General features: G+C 46.3%; 14 protein-coding genes. 3 read left to right on the forward strand and 11 right to left on the reverse strand.

What is annotated here, in order from left to right:
* Positions 1-346: 346 nt before the first annotated feature.
* The 8 genes from ACQY26_RS01830 to ACQY26_RS01865 all read right to left on the reverse strand — a co-directional run bounded on the left by ACQY26_RS01830 (position 347) and on the right by ACQY26_RS01865 (position 4,868).
* Positions 347-541: a hypothetical protein gene (locus ACQY26_RS01830; RefSeq protein ID WP_428047373.1), complete on the reverse strand. Its 195-nt coding sequence runs from the start codon at positions 539-541 to the stop codon at positions 347-349.
* A 357-nt stretch (positions 542-898) separates the two neighbouring features.
* Positions 899-1,384 carry a 2-amino-4-hydroxy-6-hydroxymethyldihydropteridine diphosphokinase gene (folK, locus tag ACQY26_RS01835; protein ID WP_428047374.1) on the reverse strand — a complete coding sequence of 162 codons (486 nt, stop codon included), beginning with the start codon at positions 1,382-1,384 and terminating at the stop codon, positions 899-901.
* The gene (locus tag ACQY26_RS01840) at positions 1,384-1,734 is read right to left on the reverse strand and encodes a 6-pyruvoyl trahydropterin synthase family protein (protein ID WP_428047375.1); all 351 of its coding nucleotides are present in this window, start codon (positions 1,732-1,734) and stop codon (positions 1,384-1,386) included. The genes folK and ACQY26_RS01840 overlap by 1 nt, the downstream gene beginning before the upstream one ends.
* A complete protein-coding gene (folP, locus tag ACQY26_RS01845) occupies positions 1,731-2,525 on the reverse strand; it encodes a dihydropteroate synthase (protein ID WP_428047376.1) in 795 nt (264 codons plus the stop codon). The genes ACQY26_RS01840 and folP overlap by 4 nt, the downstream gene beginning before the upstream one ends.
* 35 nt (positions 2,526-2,560) lie before the next feature.
* Positions 2,561-3,091 carry a GTP cyclohydrolase I FolE gene (folE, locus tag ACQY26_RS01850; protein ID WP_428047386.1) on the reverse strand — a complete coding sequence of 177 codons (531 nt, stop codon included), beginning with the start codon at positions 3,089-3,091 and terminating at the stop codon, positions 2,561-2,563.
* A gap of 14 nt (positions 3,092-3,105) precedes the next feature.
* Positions 3,106-3,702 (reverse strand): 7-carboxy-7-deazaguanine synthase QueE, encoded by a 597-nt coding sequence (locus ACQY26_RS01855; protein WP_428047377.1) that lies wholly within the window; start codon positions 3,700-3,702, stop codon positions 3,106-3,108.
* A complete protein-coding gene (locus tag ACQY26_RS01860; protein WP_428047378.1) occupies positions 3,683-4,030 on the reverse strand; it encodes a 6-pyruvoyl trahydropterin synthase family protein in 348 nt (115 codons plus the stop codon). The genes ACQY26_RS01855 and ACQY26_RS01860 overlap by 20 nt, the downstream gene beginning before the upstream one ends.
* Entirely contained in the window at positions 4,011-4,868 is an 858-nt protein-coding gene (locus tag ACQY26_RS01865; RefSeq protein WP_428047379.1) for a DUF1189 family protein, read from the reverse strand. The genes ACQY26_RS01860 and ACQY26_RS01865 overlap by 20 nt, the downstream gene beginning before the upstream one ends.
* 64 nt (positions 4,869-4,932) lie before the next feature.
* Between ACQY26_RS01865 and ACQY26_RS01870 the strand changes: the two genes are divergently transcribed.
* On the forward strand, positions 4,933-10,476 hold the full coding sequence (locus tag ACQY26_RS01870; RefSeq protein WP_428047380.1) for an Ig-like domain-containing protein: 5,544 nt from the start codon (positions 4,933-4,935) through the stop codon (positions 10,474-10,476).
* A 1-nt stretch (position 10,477) separates the two neighbouring features.
* Entirely contained in the window at positions 10,478-12,631 is a 2,154-nt protein-coding gene (gene pbpC, locus ACQY26_RS01875; protein WP_428047381.1) for a penicillin-binding protein 1C, read from the forward strand.
* A gap of 74 nt (positions 12,632-12,705) precedes the next feature.
* Here the strand turns inward: pbpC and ACQY26_RS01880 are convergent, their stop codons facing one another.
* The 3 genes from ACQY26_RS01880 to ACQY26_RS01890 form a co-directional block, all read right to left on the reverse strand.
* Positions 12,706-13,500 (reverse strand): M15 family metallopeptidase, encoded by a 795-nt coding sequence (locus ACQY26_RS01880; protein ID WP_428047382.1) that lies wholly within the window; start codon positions 13,498-13,500, stop codon positions 12,706-12,708.
* A 90-nt stretch (positions 13,501-13,590) separates the two neighbouring features.
* The gene (locus ACQY26_RS01885) at positions 13,591-14,943 is read right to left on the reverse strand and encodes an acetate kinase (protein ID WP_428047383.1); all 1,353 of its coding nucleotides are present in this window, start codon (positions 14,941-14,943) and stop codon (positions 13,591-13,593) included.
* A gap of 92 nt (positions 14,944-15,035) precedes the next feature.
* The gene (locus ACQY26_RS01890) at positions 15,036-15,680 is read right to left on the reverse strand and encodes a hypothetical protein (RefSeq protein ID WP_428047384.1); all 645 of its coding nucleotides are present in this window, start codon (positions 15,678-15,680) and stop codon (positions 15,036-15,038) included.
* Between the two features lie 274 nt (positions 15,681-15,954).
* Between ACQY26_RS01890 and ACQY26_RS01895 the strand changes: the two genes are divergently transcribed.
* Positions 15,955-16,263, forward strand: a complete 309-nt coding sequence (locus tag ACQY26_RS01895; protein ID WP_428047385.1) for a hypothetical protein — start codon at positions 15,955-15,957, stop codon at positions 16,261-16,263.
* Positions 16,264-16,603 lie beyond the last annotated feature (340 nt).

Genomic DNA, 16,603 nt, shown 5'->3' on the forward strand with positions numbered 1-16,603 from the left:
GACTCATGCTAAGTTTTACGCTCACGGCTAGCAATTTTCCATATTTGGGTAAATTTTTATTTTTTTAAAGCTTCGGATACTGCGCCGGCTTTGCTTAACCTAACTATGCGAACGAAGTGAGTGAGGTATCCGAACTAAAGAAAAGGGTAAAATCAGGCCAAAGGTAAAAGAAAATTGTAAGCTTAAATGCTTGTCGTTCAGACGGAAACCTAAAACAAAAAGATAAAACAGTTAGAAATGTATTTTTTTTAGTATTTTGTCTTTTTGCCTGCGTAAGTTTAGCCCGGGCAGAAAGCTGTTCTTTAAGCGGTCAGGTTCAATATAAATATACCGCTAACGGCTGCTCTTACGATACAATCGTCAGAACCTGCTGCGCAAGCGGTAATTGGTCCGGCTGGGGGGAAGAATGCCCAAAAACTTGCGATTCCTCAACTAAGCCGGCGGAAACGGAACCTTGCGGGGAAGACGGTTCGGGTACAAGAAGCAGAAGCGTAACCTGCGATACTCTCACACTAACTTGGAAAACCGGCAGCTGGGGCATTTGCAGTTATTGCACCCCGGGAGAAGTTGATAAAAGCTTTGACCGATGTGAGAACTTTTTGCATCAGGCCGTATGCAATTATAGCGGAACGGCATGGAGCTGTGAATGCCGTAATACTGCTGAGAGAGGTGAATGTATGCAAAGTTCTAATAGTTTTTGGTCACCTCAAAAATGTACCTGTACATGCTGTCCGGTTGGGGCAAGCTTAGTTCCTGACTTTAATACGGGGAGCGTCAAATGTATTAAAAAGGGAATGCAAATGGCAGGTGTGCTTTGTTCAAGATAGGATACTTTCCGGGTTAAATCCCCGGTTCTCAACTAACCGCCCCGCTTTGGCTTAGGCTGATGCGGGGTTTATTATAAAGCCGTTACGGTGCTTTGCTTTTTGCGCAGCATTAAATTTTTTAATAGTTCGCTTACGGCTTCGTGCAAAACGGGGTGTATAAAATCCGGCGCGATTTCATTTAAAGGAACAAGCACAAATTCCCTCTCGGCCAATGACTTATGCGGAATAATCAAATCCGGCAAATTTATTGATTCGTCGTCATAGAAAAGTATGTCCAAATCAATCACGCGCGGCCCGTTGCGGAAAGTCGGTTTACGGCCCAAAGATGCTTCCAACTCCTTTAATTTTTTAAGAAGAGGCAAAGGTTTAAGGTCGGTTTCCAACAGCAGAACAGTATTTACAAAATCCGCCTGCTCGGCAAAGCCTTCAGGCTTGGAAGCAATATAATGCGCGGTTTTTATAACTGTGCCGGCTTGATTAAGCGCGGATACGGCCCGGTCGATATTTTCCTTAGCGGGGGCTATGTTGGAGCCCAAAGCTATAAAAGCTTTAGGCATTATTCTTCGCCTCTGTATTCCGTCCAGCGGTCTTCGGCTTCGGCCACTTTAACGGAATATAAATGCGGGAAGAGGTCATTAATCCGACGGTAAATCCAAATGCAGAGCGCTTCCGTCGTGGGGTTTTCAAAAAAAGTGCATAAATCTTTGCCTTCAAAACGGGCGTCTATTTCCTTTTTAAAAGCGGCTGATAAGTCGCGGAAATCAATCAAATATCCTTCGGCGTTGAGGGGGCCGTGAAATGTTATTTCGTATCGGAAAGTGTGTTCGTGCGAAGCTTCCGCCAAAGCTCCGCCGTGGCCGTGGCGCGCCGTAAAAAAGCCCGTCTGCGTAAGGTAGATTTTCGTCATTTTGAAGCCTCAATCTCCTCAAAAAAATTGATTATTTTCCGCGTTTCTTTTACGTCGTGAACGCGCAGAATGTCGGCTCCGTTTTGCAAAGCCACAAAATTAGCCGCCAAAGTCTGCGCTTTGCGTTTGGGCGCGCCTTCGCATTTTTGGCTTAAAAAAGTTTTGCGCGAAAGTCCGGCCAGCATTCTCACGCCCAAATCTTTAAAGAAATCCAAATGTTTAAGAAGTTCATAGTTTTGTCCGCGCGTCTTTGCAAAGCCGAATCCTACGTCGATAATTACGTTTTGCTTAGCGATGCCGCATGAAACTGCTTCATCAATTTTGCGCGCCAAAAAATCTTTAATTTCCCCAAGCAAATCATTGTACTCGGTTTGGGATTGCATGGTCTGCGGCGTGCCGCGCGTGTGCATTACCACTATTTGCGCGTTAAAATCTTTCACCAGCCTGAACATTTCTTTATCGGGCGTGCCGCTGACGTCGTTTATAATATTCACTCCGGCTTTAAGGCCCGCCAAAGCTACGGGGATTTTTACCGTGTCCAAAGAAACGGGTGCTTTAGGCCATGTTTTGCGCACTTCTTTAATCAGCGGTATTACGCGTGCGAGTTCCTCTTCCTCGGATACCGGCTGGGCGGACGGCCTGGTGGATTCCCCGCCTATATCCAAAATATCCGCGCCTTCGCGCAGATAATCTTTGCACTTGGCCATAAGAATATCCAAATTGTTTTGCGGATTGCCGTCGTAGAAAGAATCCGGCGTGGCGTTAACTATCCCCATTAATTGACGTTTCATAACTCGGCTTTACCTTGTGTAAAACTTAAAAGATTTTATTTAATCATTTCAAGAAATTCGTTGCGGACTTCCATTTTTTTAAATGCTCCGCGTATCGCGCTTGTTACCATTACAGCATCGTGCTTTTCAATGCCGCGCGAGCTTATGCACATATGTTTGGCTTTGCATACCACCATTACGCCGTAAGGTTTTAAAGTATCCATAAGGCTGTCGGCTATTTGCGCGACCAGCTTTTCCTGTATTTGCAGGCGGCGGGCGTAAACCTCCACCAGGCGCGCCAATTTGGAAATGCCCAAAACACGCCCTTTCGGCAGATATCCTATTGAAATAGTGCCGAAAAACGGCTGCAAATGATGTTCGCAGGTAGAGTAAAATTCAATGTTTTTCAGGACGACCATCTCCTCGCAGGAACCTTCCGTAAAGGTTTTAAGGACGTCTTGCGGCTTCATTTTATATCCGCCGTAAAGTTTATCCCAGCTGCGTACTATGCGGGCCGGGGTTTCAAGCAGGCCTTCGCGGGCTGGATCATCGCCAATATAAGCCAAAATATTGCGCAGGCTTTGCATTACTTCTTCTTTGCTTACTTTACGTTTATCAGTTTGTGCAGCTGCACGCTTAATCTTATTTGCGGATTTTGTTTTATCAGTTCTAGGCATTTGGTTAAATTCTCCTGTTTGTTTCCTTCCGGCTGTATGCAGAAAACCGCACCCGGCTTAAGATATTTTTGATATTGCAAAGCCTGCCGCGCGGAATCTTCCTGCGCGTCTATCACGCATTTGATGACGTCGGCTTTTTTCAGCATGGCTTCGGAAGGATTTTTTTTGGGGGAAACCGTAAGGCATTTTACTAAGCCGGAGTCTATATCTGCTGAACCGTTTGTTTCGATATGGATTTCCACTCCGTTTTTATACAAAAGCTTTAGCAGCGGGCCTATTTGCTGTTCGCACGGTTCCCCGCCCGTAATAATCGCCCTTGGACAAGCGTATTTTTTAATTTCTTTAAGTATTTCCTCCGGGTGCATAAGCGCGTTTGTTTTTTGGGAGTATTTTGTATCGCACCATTCGCACCCCATGGAACATCCGGCCAGACGTACGAACACAGCCGCGTAGCCGGTATAAGGCCCTTCCCCTTGCAGAGAATAAAAAATCTCGTTTACTTTAAGGCTTTCTGATGACACTTGCGCAGTCCTCGTTTTCCCATATTTCAAGCGTTTTCAGTTTAAGATTTTTCTCTTCCAGCATTGCGGCGGTTTTGTCAAACAAAGCCTGACAAAGATTCTCCGCCGTCGGGTTGGGGTAAATATCATTTAAAAATTTATGGTCCGGCAGTACGCAGTCCAGCATCGGCTTAAGCTGTTTGAAATCATACACCATGCCGCACTCGCGGACGGGGCCTTCTATTTCAAAGACGGCTTTCCAGGTATGTCCGTGCAAATTGGCGCAGTCCCCGTCGTAATTCGGCAGTTTGTGGGCCGAGCTGAACTTTCTAATTATTCTCAGAATCATCGCCTTCATTCTCCGTCTGTTCGGCGTCTTGCTCTTCCTGCTCGGCGGATTCGGATTCTTCGGGTTCATCGGGGAGAGTCTGCACTCTTTTTGCGTTAAATACAAGCTGTCCGTAAATTATGAATACCGCCAAATACGCAAACCCCACCAAGAAGCCCGGTATCGGCGTAAAATAGCTTATTATATAAATTAAGAAAGCCGGCGCCTGCACGTAACAAGCCAATTTGTAATTGTCGCCGCTTTCGGTTTGGACTCTCATGGCTTTGCCTAAAATCAACATTACGATAAAAGCCAGTATCAGCATAAAAGGAACTCTGAATATCTGCGCCAAAAGCATAAATGCCAATATGGCGCCGGCGGCCATATTCGTAATGGGCTCTTTGGCCGCATTTAAAGCGGCTCTGTCGAGATTGGCGTTTAAGTCCTGCGGCAAAGGCGTTTCCTGATAGCGTCCGTTAAAAGAGAAGTAAAGTTTATCCGGGCCTACCAAAATAATGGTTTTATCGGTTGCCATTTGCGTCGGATAGACGGGTTCGGTTCTGCCGGTATCAAAAACTATATTGTAACCGCCCATATTTTCGGGGCTGATTTTAAGCGTATCATTGTCGTTTACTTCCATTACGCCGTTGGTTATGGTCATTTCCGGCATATAGTCGATTAATGTATCCACGGCTCCGGCTATGCGCGGCCTCATTATAAATATGGAAAAGAGGGCGGTTATCACAGCCGTAAGTACAAAAATGTAAAACATGAAAAAAGACGCTCTCCACGCCGATTTTCTTAAGCCTTGCAAATAGAACTTCATGCTGTAAAGAGCTTTTACTGGTCCAAGTAACATAAATCCTCCCAAAATGATATATTAGCTATATAATAAGTATAGCAAACTTGGCGGAGGTTATTTTATGAAAAGGCGTTTTACTTTTCTTCTGTTTACTTTAGCGTTTTTTACGGCGAACGCGTATTGTGCGGGTTTAAGCGTGATATCCAAAAGGCCGCTTGGCCAGATAAACGAGAGTTTATCCGGCGCGGGCATATCCGTAACTTTTAACCGTCCCGCGGCGGCTTTAAGCGGGGAGAACCAACAGGAAAGTTCAGCCTGCCCTCTCAGTATAAATCCGCCCGTTGAGGGAACCTGCCGCTGGGTAGGCACCCAAACTTTGACTTTTACGCCTTCATCTCCTCTTGCCAACGCCACCAAATATACGGTAACTTTGCCCGCCGGATTTAAAAGCGGCGCGGACGGCTCTTCCCTTTCAAAAAAATATTCCTGGTCTTTTGAAACTGCCCGCCCCTCCGTTCTTTCCAGCCGCCCGTATGACGGCGAAAGATGGCTTTCTTTAAGGCCTAAAATTTTGGTTGTTTTTAATATGGAACTTGATTTAAACAGGCTTCATTCTTTTGCGGAGCTGGTTCAGGGCAATATTTCCGTACCCATTAAAATAAGCCGCATTGACGAAGATTTGTTTAAAAAGGAATTTGAATATTCCGGCTACGCCAAAGGGAATGTTTACGTTTTTGAACCCGCAGTCAATCTTGAACCCGGCAAAGAGTATAAATTGATTTTGAAAAAGGGCCTTTTGGCCAAATCCGGCAATTTGGGAATGTCGGCCGATAAAGCCATAAGGTTTTATACCTACGGGGATTTGGATTTGGCTTTAAAGCCTCAGGCGGAGTGCCTGCCTTACTCCCCGGCTTTGGATTTTACCAACCCCGTAACGGCCGGCGAAATCGCCAAAAACATCACTTTCAGCCCCGCTTTAAAATATACTCCGTGCGATCCAAATACCAGCGGCTGGGCCAGAACATATGAAAACGACGGAGTCGTATCCAGGGTATACCGCGTGGAACTTTGCGGGCTTGAATTTAAAGCCGGGCAAAGCTATCAAGTTACTCTGGGCAAAGATTTAAAAGATATTTTCGGCAACAGGTTGGGCCGCGACGTAACTTTTACTTGGGACAACAAAGGCTATTGCCCCAATATAAGTTTTAAGGGCGGATTTGGAGTAATGGAAAGTTATTTGCCTGCGCGCCACCCTATAAAAGCCATTAACGCCGGCGGCATAGAAGTTGAAAAGCAGCTTATTGATTATAAGGATTTTATTACGTTTTATAAAGACGAAGCTCCTTGGTGCCGCAAACGCCAGCTTAAGGGGGATTTCCTTTCCAATATAATTACGCCGAATATGGAAAGGAATATATCCGTAGACACTTTCATCAATTTGGCCCCGGCCTTGAACGGCGGAAAATACGGCTTTGTTTTTACGCAGATTTTAAACAAGCATTATTATTCCGACGAATGCTGGCAGAGCGCTTTTGATAATATTACCGATATCGGCGTAAGCCTTAAAACTTCTCCTTCAAACATTCTTGTTTGGGCGGCTGATTTAAAAACGGGCAAAGAACTTAGAAACGCGGAAGTGGAAATCCGCGATTTGGCCAATAATGTTCTTTGGACTGGTTTTACCGACAAACGCGGTATAGCTTCCGCGCCGGGCTGGACGGAACTAAAGCCCGTCAACGAAGATTCCTGGCGCACTCCCCGGCTGTGGGTTTTTGTAAAAAACGGCGAGGACGTTGCCGTGGTTTCCAATGAGTTCAACGACGGCATACAGCCTTGGCGTTTTAATCTTAACTATGATTTTAATCCCGCCAACACTCCGCTTGAAGCTTTCACTTTTACCGACAGGGGCGTATACCGTCAGGGCGAGCCCGTATACATAAAATCAATAATACGCTCTTTAAAAGACGGCGTTTTGGATTATTCCGGCTTAAAAGAAGTCAAACTCAGGATTAGCGACTCCCGCGGCAAGGAAATTTTAAACAAACAAGTGGAAGTAAATGCGGAAACCTCCTCGCTTGATTATGAATACCGTCTGCCGGCTTCTTCGCCGAGCGGCTACTGGAATATTTCCATAGAAAACGGGGAATTGCATTCTTATGCGTCTTTCCGCGTGGAAGCCGTAAAACCGGCCGAATTTGAAGTCTTGCTGACTCCGCTTTCCAAATTGTATTACGGCGGGGAAAGGGCGGTGTTTTCTCTCGGCGCCAGATATATGTTCGGCGGAGCTTTGGACGGCGCGCCCGTTGATTTGTCTTTCAATTTGACGCCCTCCGCCTATACACCCAAAGGCTGGGAGAAATACTCTTTCTATCAATCCAATTCCGAAAACGGCAAAGATTTGCTTTCATCCCGCATTACGCTGGATGAGAAAGGTTCAAAAACTTTCGATTTTACAATGCCTTCGGTCAGCTATTCCGCGCTTTTATACGTCCAAGCCGGCGTATTAAGCCCGCAGAACCAAAAACTTTTTGCCAGAAGCGCGGTCAGCGTACTTCCGGCGGATATTTTTATCGGCGTAAAGAGCGAAGAGCGCATGGCCGAAGCCGGCAAGCCTTTCACGTTTGACATAGTCGCGGTTGACGCCGAAGGCAAGCTTCTGCCCGCGGCGCAGCTGCAGGGGAAAATATTTCGCAAAGAATATATGAGCGTAAGGAAGACCGGCGTCGCCGGCCGCCTTGAATGGATAAGCGAAGAAAAGACGGAAGACATTTCTTCCTTCTCCTTAAACGCTTCCGAGGGCAAAGCGCAGTATTCCTTTACTCCGGAAAAAGCCGGCAGTTATAATCTTACTTTAACGTCGAAAGACGCCAAAGGCCGCTTAAATTATACGGATTATTCTTTCTATGTTACCGACCGCGAAGCCTACTGGAAGCAGACCGACGACGATTTGCTTTCCTTGCAGCTTAACAAAGACGAGTACAAAATAGGTTCCAAAGCTTCTTTGCTGATAAAATCCCCTTATAAAAAAGCGCAGGCTCTTATAACCGTAGAGCGCGAAGGCGTTTTGGACTATTATGTAAAAACCGTTAAAGGCGGCGCGGCCAAAGTAAGTATTCCCGTCAAGGAGAACTACGCCCCGAACGCTTTTATAAGCGTCATACTCGTGCAGGGCCGCGCGGAAGAGCAAAAATACGCCGATAACGGGGAAGATCTTTCCAAACCTCAGGCCAAGTTCGGCTATACGGTTTTAAACGTCCCGCCGAAAGAATTTGAACTTAAAACTTATGTTTCCGCCGAACGCGGCGATTACCGCCCCGGCCAAACCGTTAACGTTAATATCAGGACGGAAGATTACAAAGGCCGCGGCACGCCGGCTTCTGTTACGGTGTTTGCCGTTGACGAATCTATGCTGGCTTTGACCGCTTATGAAACGCCCGATCCGTTCTCTTTCTTCTACGCCAAAAGGCCGCTTGCCGTGGAAACCGCGGACAACAGGCTTTTTGTAATCGGACAAAGGAGCTTCGGCCAAAAAGGCGAAAACAGAGGCGGCGGCGGTTCGGAGTCGAAATTGGGCGGAGTGGATTTAAGAAGCAATTTCGTATTTACGCCTTTCTTTGCCGCTTCGGTTCAGACGAACGAATCCGGCAACGGCGAAGTCAGCTTTAAAACGCCGGATAATCTTACCAAGTTCAGATTAATGGCCGTTTCGGCTTCCAAAGACCAATTTGGCAAAGCGCAAAGTTTTATTGAGGTTTCCAAACCTTTAATGATTAAGCCGCTGCTGCCGCGTTTCGCGCGCCCGGGGGACAGCTTTGAATGCGGTTTTGTTCTTTATAATTATACCGCCAATGACGGGCTGAAAGCCGAAACCGACATAAAAGTTTCCGGTGGCGTACAACTTGTAAAACCTCAGGAAAAAACCGTTACCGTTCCGGTCGGCGGCAGCGTTAAAGTCGCGGGGAAATGCCTTGCCGGCGAGGGGGATAAAGCCGTATTTGCTTTTAAGGCGGCTTCTTCCAAAGATTCCGACGGATTGGAAACATCCTTGCCTCTGCTTCAGGTTTCCAGAGAGGAAAACGCTTTTACGTTTGCCGTTACCGAAAACGAGGAAATCCAAAAACTGGCCAAACCTTTCAACAGCCTTTTAGACGGCCAAAATAAAGTAAGGGCTTTATTCTCTTCCAGTATATTACTTAGCGCTCAGGGCGCGGCAAACTACTTGAAGACTTATCCTTATAACTGTCTTGAACAGCAAATGTCCAAATTGCTTTTGTATACTTCGGCCAAAGATATTTTGCTTATGTTCAAGCTTGCGGGGGAAGAGGAAATCAATCAAAAAGCTTCGGCTATTATAGACGACGTAATTTCCTATCAAACTTCTTCCGGCGGTTTTGCTTATTGGCCGCACGCTTCTTACGCGGACGCTTTCGTTACCGCTTATGCCGTTGACGTTTTGGAAAACGCCCGCAAAAACGGTTTTAACGTAGACGGAGATGTTTTATCCAAAGCTTCCGCTTGGCTTAACCAGTATCTTTCAAAACGTCAGAAAGGCGCTTACGATTACGACGTTCTGGAAAATGACGCCGCCTCCGCCTATGCCGTTTACGCTTTGGCTTTGACGGGCGGCAATGCAGGCGGGTACTTCAGCAATTTGTATGCGCGCTCCGGCGAACTCGGTTTGGAAGCTAAAATATATCTGTTTAAAGCCGCCAAACTGTTAAAGAGGAAAAGTGCGTTCAAAAAACTTTATGCGGATATTATGAATTACGGCAAAATATCCGAACGCGGCCTCCACTTTGAAGCTCCGTCCCACTATCGCTGGATATATACTTCCAACGTAAGAGTTACGGCTATGGCTTTGGAGGCTCTGCTTTCCCAAAACGCGCCTTTCCCGCAGGATTATCAGGCCGCGGCTTACCTTAACGCTTCGGTCGGCCCCGACGGAGCTTGGGGCAACACTCTTACAAATGCGGCCGTCATAAGGGCGTTTAACGCTTATTATGTCAAAAACGAAGCGCAGGAGCCCGACTTTAAAGCTTTCTTAAAAGAGGGCGGCAAAAATATTTTTGAAGCCTCTTTTAAAGGCAGAAAGCAGGATTTCGCTTCTTTTGAAAAGTCTTTTAAAGAATTTTTCAAAAATTCGGATGCAGTCGTTTTAAACGCCGGCAAAGAAGGCAAAGGCAAACTTTATTACAGCCTTGGCCTTGCTTATTACCCCAAGGAACTTAAAGAACCAGTTTCCGCCGGATTTAAGGTGGAAAAAGAAATTAAACCGTTTGGCGGGAACAATTCTTTAAAGGCCGGCGAAAGAGCGGAAGTCGTAATCACGGTTTCGACCGATCAGGCCCGCCGTTTTGTTGTATTGCAGGATTATCTGCCGGCCGGTTTTGAAATCGTTGACGAGAGTTTGGCCACGGAAGGCGCCGATATCGTCGCAGGCGATGACGGCGCTGAAAGCTATTACAATCCGTTCCACCGCAGGGAAATTTATGACGACAGCATCGCCGCTTTTGCGGATTATATGCCCAAAGGCGTTTATAAATTTAAGTATACCGTTACGGCTTCCACAAGCGGATATTTCAAAGTTCCGCCGGCATGGGTAAACGCTATGTACGCGCCGGAAGTATACGGCAGGACCGGTTCCGGCGAGTATACGATAAAATAATATGCGCTTTAAAGCGGTAATATTGTTGTTTTTGATATTTTGTTCCGCGCCCCGCTCTTATGCGGAGGCGCGGCCTTTTTTCGGTCCGGATAATTCCGTCAGCGTAACTGACAGAAACTTTCTGCCTCTTCGCAATATCCTTTCGGGCAAGGACGGCGTAATGCTGCCCGTTTCTTTGGAGGAAGTCAGCCCCTGGCTTATCCTTTCGGTTTTGGCCGCGGAAGATAAACGCTTTTTTGAACACGGCGGAGTTGATTTAAAAGCTTCGGCAAGGGCCTTGTGGCAGAACATAAACGCGGGCAAAGTCGTTTCCGGCGCGTCGACCATTACCCAGCAGCTGGCAAACGCTATAAACCCTAAAGAGCGCACCTTTAAAGGTAAACTGAAAGAAGCTTACGCTGCCGCCGCGCTTGAAAGGGAACTAAGTAAAGAAGAAATTTTGGAAGCCTATTTTAATACGGTAAACTTCGGCGGAAACATTTATGGAGTGCAAGCCGCCGCTTTGGTTTATTTTGATACGGACGCTTCAAGCCTTTCTCTTTCGCAGGCGGCTTTTTTGGCTGGGCTGATAAAATCCCCGACGCAGTACAACCCTTTAAAAAATCTAAAAGCCGGCGTAAAAAGGCGGGATGAAGTGCTCCGGCGTATGCTGGAAAACGGTTTTATAAACAAAGAACTTTACGCGCTTGCCCTTGAGGAAGATATAAAAATATCTCCTCAAAATAAAAAATTTACCGCGCCGCATTACGGGCTTTTTGTCGCTGGCAAAGCTCCCGCCGGGGCGGCCCTGATACAAAGCACGATAGACGGCAAAATCCAGTCTTATATAGAAGAAATCCTGCCGGGCTATGTTGAAGCTTTAAAAAAGAACAATGTAACCAATGCCGCCGCAGCGGTGCTGGATAATAAAACGGGCGAGGTCTTGGCTTTTGCGGGTTCGGCCGATTATTTTGACGAACGTTCTTCGGGGCAGGTCAACGGGGCTTTGTCTTTAAGGCAGCCGGGCTCGGCTTTAAAACCTTTTGTATACGGAACGGCGTTTGAAGAAGGCTTTTTGCCTTCCGACAAAGTGGAAGACGAAGATAAATTCTTTAAAGGTTCGTTCAGGCCGAAAAATTATGACGAAGAATACCACGGCGCTCCTTCCATGCGCCGGGCTTTGGCGTGTTCTTACAATATTCCTGCGGTGCAGGTTGCGGGGGAGCTCGGCGCGTATAAAGTGCTTGAAACTTTGAAAAAAGCCGGTTTTTCCTCTTTGGAAAAAAACGCCGATTTCTACGGCCTCGGTTTGGCTTTGGGCAACGGGGAAGTTACTTTGCTTGAGCTTGCCAACGCCTACCGCGCTTTGGCCAACGGCGGGGTATGGCGGCCTATGGTCTACGCTTTAAATCCGCAGGTAAAACAAGCGGGCCGGGCGCAAAGGTTTTTCAGCGAGGAAACCGCCTTTATGCTTACGGATATCCTTTCCGATAACAACGCCCGCGCGGCGGCTTTCGGGCTTAATTCCCCTTTGAATATGCCTTTTGATTTCGCTTCAAAAACGGGTACTTCCAAAGATTATAAAGATAATTGGGCCGTAGGTTATTCCCGCCGTTTTACAGTTGCCGTATGGGTGGGCAATTTTGACGCTTCGCCCATGCGCCGCATTTCCGGTATAACCGGGGCCGCGCCGATACTTAGGGATATAGCCGTATTTCTTGACGGCAATTATTCGTCCGAAAAATTTGAAACAGACTCTTCTTTTGATATGCCGGCCTCTTTGGCTCACGCCGATATTTGCCCGGTAAGCGGCAAATTGGCTTCAAAAAACTGTGCCGGTTCGGTAAGGGAAGTTTTCCCGGCGGATAAATTGCCTAAAGAGCATTGCGCTCTTCCCTTAAAAGAACATCAGGAAGATGCCGGCGCAGTTTTGGGCGCGGCGGAGGGGATAATATTCCCGGCGGATGGAGACGTTTTTGTAAGCAGTCCGTCTTTGGCGGCCGAAGCCCAGCAAATAAAATTTAAAGCTTCTGAGGAAGGCTTTTGGTTTATCGACGGACAGAATCTGCCGTGCCCCCGCTCCAGGGAATGCTTTTGGCCGATAAAAAGCGGCAAACACCGGCTTAAGTTTGAAGGCCGCAAAACTTATCAAGTTTCTTTTGAAGTTTTAAATTAATCTTCCGCAGACTTTTACGGAAATAAAAAACGCCGCTTAAAAAGCGGCGTTTCTGTTTTAACTTTTTTATATCGTTATTTTTTAAATACGCATTTATGCATAAATTCCAGGAATTTCTGCTGGCTCCCGCCGAAGTACTTATCCTGCATTTCCACGGCGTCCGTGCCTATATATCTAAAGTGCCAGGCTTCGTAAGCGTAACCCGTAATTTCTTCCGCTCCTTTGGGGAAGGAAAGGCTGAATCCGTATTTGCCGGCGTTTTCGGCCAGCCAAGCCGCCTCTTTAGTGTAAGCAAAAGAGTTTTCTACGGAGTTTATATCAACCGCCGTGCCCAAATGATGTTGGGAATGCCCGGGTTTTGCGGAGTATTTATTTGCGTGTTCAATGCCGTTTCTTTTTACGCTTCTGTCAAATAATCCTTTCTGATAGGTATAAGTTCTGTGCGTTGAAACCGGCCATATTTTTATGCCGTCTTTTCTTGCGGCGGCGGCCATGGCTTTAAAAGCTTTCAGCGTTTCCGGCGTCATTTTTAAGCGGGGTTCGCCGTTGTAAAGTTCGTATTTGATTTTATCAAAATTCGTACCTACGCTGTGCGTTTTATCAACCAAAATAAGCAGAGTCGTTTGCGGTGCCAAAAGTTTTACGGAATTAAGGAAATTTTCATAATTTTCCTTTTTTAAATTAAGGTTCCCGCATTTTTCAAGTTCTTGTATAAGGCTTAAATTTTTCTGATTTTCAATAACGCCGTCAATGTGCAAAGATTCTTTGGCCGATATTGAATCTTTAAGCTCCTCGGCGGATTGTGCGCTGCACGTGGCAGCTATGCCGAGTAAAAAAGCAAATAATACGATTGCTGTCGGTTTTCTCATGGATGACTCCTTTAAAAGTGTATAAGTATATAATATAAAATATTGCCGTTTTTGTGCATTTGCCGAAACTAAAGCCGGGGGCAAAAGAGATTAAGCTTTAAGGATTTCCTCAGGCGTGTTGATTATACACTTCCTCAGGAAAGGCTTTTTAAGCAGTTCTTTTTTGAGCGATTCATCCCTGAGGCTGTTCCTGTAAGAAGCGCTCTCAAAGGAATAGGTAAAGTTGGTGTGTATGTCGTAGCGGCCTTCGCAGATTGCGGCGACGTCTTCGGCGTAGACGATTTCTTCGTCCGTCGGTATTACAAACACCTTTACCGCGCTGTCCTCTGCGGAGATTAAGCTTTCCGCATTCTTGGTAAGGGCGGCTTTGTTGCGCTCAATATCCAATTTTACGCCCATATATTCAAGCCCGGTTAAGGCTTTTTCCCTGTATATGGGGGCGCGTTCGCCGACGCCGGCCGTAAAGACTATCGCGTCGACGTGTCCCAAAGCGGCGGCATAAGCTCCGATGTATTTTTTAATGCGGTAAGTTTCCATATCAATGGCCAGCTTGCAGCGTTCGTCGCCTTTTTCCGCGGCGATTTCAATATCGCGTCTGTCTTGATATTTTTCTGTAATGCCGAGTACGCCGGATTTTTTGTTCAAAATGGTGTACATATCTTTAGGGGAAATATTTTCGCGCTCCATCATCTGGAAAGCGATTGAAGCGTCAAAATCGCCGCTTCTGGTTCCCATTACCAAGCCCTCAAGCGGGGTAAGGCCCATACTGGTGTCGAAAGATACGCCGTTTTTTACCGCGTTTACGCTTGCGCCGTTGCCGATATGGCAGATGATTAAATTGCAGTCAAAAGGTTTTTTGCCCAAAAGAACGGCGGCTCTTTTTGCGTTGTAAAGGAACGAAGTCCCGTGCGCGCCGTATCTTCTGATTTGATATTTTTCATACCATTTGTACGGCAAAGCGTACATATAGGAGCTGGCCGGCATCGTCATGTGCCAGGCGGTGTCGGCAACCACCACGTGTTTAATTCCCGGCATTACGGCTATCGCCGCTTCCATGCCTAGAACGTTCGCCGGGTTGTGCAGCGGCGCCAAATCGGAAATGCTTTTTAAAAGATTTATGATTTCCGGCGTGATGAGCATTGATTTTTCAAGCGGGCCGCCGTGTACCACTCTGTGGCCGACGGCGCCTATTTCGCTCATATTTTTAATTACGCCGTATTCTTTATCCGTCAAAGTGTTTAAGGTGCGCTCAATTGCGGTTTTAAAATCGGGGCAGGGGAAAGTAACTTCAAATTTTTCTTTGCCGGGGGCTTCCTGGGATATGACGGCGTTATCATAGCCAACCCTTTCTATAAGCCCTACGGCTATATTTCTCTTGGCGGTATTGTCAAACAGACTGTATTTTACGGAAGAACTTCCGCAGTTTAAGCACAATATAATCATAACAGTTTAATCTCCGAAATCAGAAAGATGTATTATAAATACATTTTACAATTATAAGGCTTTTAAGGCAAAAAGGCGTTTCGCGGCGGGTATTAAGGTTTTCTGTAAAAAGCTAAGAGCTGGGCTATAACTTCCACTTCGGCGCGCGGCCGGCGCGAAGTTTTTTTTGCGGCGTTTTCCAATATGGCTTTTGAAGCGGTAAAAGAAACTTTTTTAACGCTTAAAAGCCCGTCGGTTTTTACGAGGACCAATTTCCCGTTTGCTATCTGCGCGGACGGGCAGAAAATAAGGTACTCTCCTTTCTGCGCCCACGGGCAGGCGGCGGTATCTGCCACTTTTAAAGCGAAAGGCGGCTGGCCCTTTACTTCCAGCATTACGGGCAGATATTCTTCCGGCTGGGAATAATAGGATATGTTGAAAAACTCTTCCCTTATTTCGTTAAGTACGCCTATTGGCTTGCCGGAAGGCAGATTGGAAAGAAGCTCGTAAATTTTTTTATCGTACTGCTCCTCTTCCGCTTCCTGGGCGGAATAGGAGAATGTGTCGTCGGTAAAATAGGAAACAGGCTTTTCAAACACGTGGGAAAGTTTAAGCATATTGTCTCTGTCTGGCTTAAAACGGTTTTTTACCCAGTGGGAAACCACGCTGGAATCTTTAAGCCCCAGCTTTTTGGAAAGCTCCACTTTCGTCATTGCCGTCATTTTAAGCAGCTGTTCTATTTTCTGTCCCAGGTTCATTTTTATGGCTCCTATATAAAATTGTAACAAATATTATAAAAATGTCAATCTGGTTTTTACGTCTGAAAAATTGACAAAGTGAAAAATATTTGATACGATTGTATCAGATTTGATACGGCAAAACCGTTTCAAACCGAAAGCCACAGGCTTGCCCCCGCGGATAAAGCAGCGGGGCTTCGGCCCCGAGGCGAGACGGCTCTCCCACAAATCCATAAAAAGGATTGCCGCAAAAAAAGCGGCGCTCCGCGGGCGTTCTTATAAAGCGGAGGTTGGTATGAAAGAAATGTTTGACTCTGATTGCCCGGAAAAGGGCTTTTCCCCTAGCGGGGCCGGGCTCTATAAAGTTATGCTTGAACTGCTTGAACGCAGGGAAAAGCTGGAACCTTTGGCGAAAGAATTTGCCCAGCTTGATTCCGCTTTGAAACGATATTTCCGCGGCGTGCCGGATTTCCGTATAGGCGGATATCAAATAAAAGGCTTTTATTGCGAAAGCCCTGCGCTGAAAATCCCTGAGAAAATCAAAAACAAATACATTAAAAAAGAGCGCACTTGGATAGTAAACATAAACAAAATTAAGAAATAGCCGTATTTAACAGATTTTAACGGTGCATACTTCCTTAACTCTCCTAAGAACTTCATAAACATACTCCTTGTAACTTCATTACTCCTCGCACCGGGGGCCGCGAAAGCGGCCCTTTTTGTTTTTTCGGTCTAACTTGCGTTCTCATATTTTTTTACTCGGCCTGTCTTTCTTGTTCGCAGGCGGCAATTTTCTTTTAAATCGGTCTATGTTGAGCCCTCGCGGCTGGCACTTTGCCGATTTTGGGCGGCATTGAGGCTTTCCCTCGCGTGCCGTTTAATCCTCACGGCTAGCAATTTTCTATTTTTGAGTATATTTTGATTTTTTACTCACTTGGATACCT

Origin of the sequence: Candidatus Proelusimicrobium excrementi, from assembly GCF_937881865.1 — a bacterium.
In the GTDB taxonomy this organism is placed as follows: Bacteria; Elusimicrobiota; Elusimicrobia; order Elusimicrobiales; family Elusimicrobiaceae; genus Proelusimicrobium; species Proelusimicrobium excrementi.

Excerpts from the sequence above, each read along its gene's own strand:
- folP (WP_428047376.1), bottom strand. The coding sequence starts at position 2,525 with ATGAAACGTCAATTAATGGGGATAGTTAACGCCACGCCGGATTCTTTC.
- ACQY26_RS01870 (WP_428047380.1), top strand. The coding sequence starts at position 4,933 with ATGAAAAGGCGTTTTACTTTTCTTCTGTTTACTTTAGCGTTTTTTACG.
- folE (WP_428047386.1), bottom strand. The coding sequence starts at position 3,091 with ATGCAAAGCCTGCGCAATATTTTGGCTTATATTGGCGATGATCCAGCC.
- ACQY26_RS01860 (WP_428047378.1), bottom strand. The coding sequence starts at position 4,030 with ATGATTCTGAGAATAATTAGAAAGTTCAGCTCGGCCCACAAACTGCCG.
- ACQY26_RS01880 (WP_428047382.1), bottom strand. The coding sequence starts at position 13,500 with ATGAGAAAACCGACAGCAATCGTATTATTTGCTTTTTTACTCGGCATA.
- pbpC (WP_428047381.1), top strand. The coding sequence starts at position 10,478 with ATGCGCTTTAAAGCGGTAATATTGTTGTTTTTGATATTTTGTTCCGCG.
- ACQY26_RS01865 (WP_428047379.1), bottom strand. The coding sequence starts at position 4,868 with ATGTTACTTGGACCAGTAAAAGCTCTTTACAGCATGAAGTTCTATTTG.
- ACQY26_RS01895 (WP_428047385.1), top strand. The coding sequence starts at position 15,955 with ATGAAAGAAATGTTTGACTCTGATTGCCCGGAAAAGGGCTTTTCCCCT.
- ACQY26_RS01840 (WP_428047375.1), bottom strand. The coding sequence starts at position 1,734 with ATGACGAAAATCTACCTTACGCAGACGGGCTTTTTTACGGCGCGCCAC.
- ACQY26_RS01890 (WP_428047384.1), bottom strand. The coding sequence starts at position 15,680 with ATGAACCTGGGACAGAAAATAGAACAGCTGCTTAAAATGACGGCAATG.
- folK (WP_428047374.1), bottom strand. The coding sequence starts at position 1,384 with ATGCCTAAAGCTTTTATAGCTTTGGGCTCCAACATAGCCCCCGCTAAG.
- ACQY26_RS01830 (WP_428047373.1), bottom strand. The coding sequence starts at position 541 with ATGCCCCAGCTGCCGGTTTTCCAAGTTAGTGTGAGAGTATCGCAGGTT.
- ACQY26_RS01885 (WP_428047383.1), bottom strand. The coding sequence starts at position 14,943 with ATGATTATATTGTGCTTAAACTGCGGAAGTTCTTCCGTAAAATACAGT.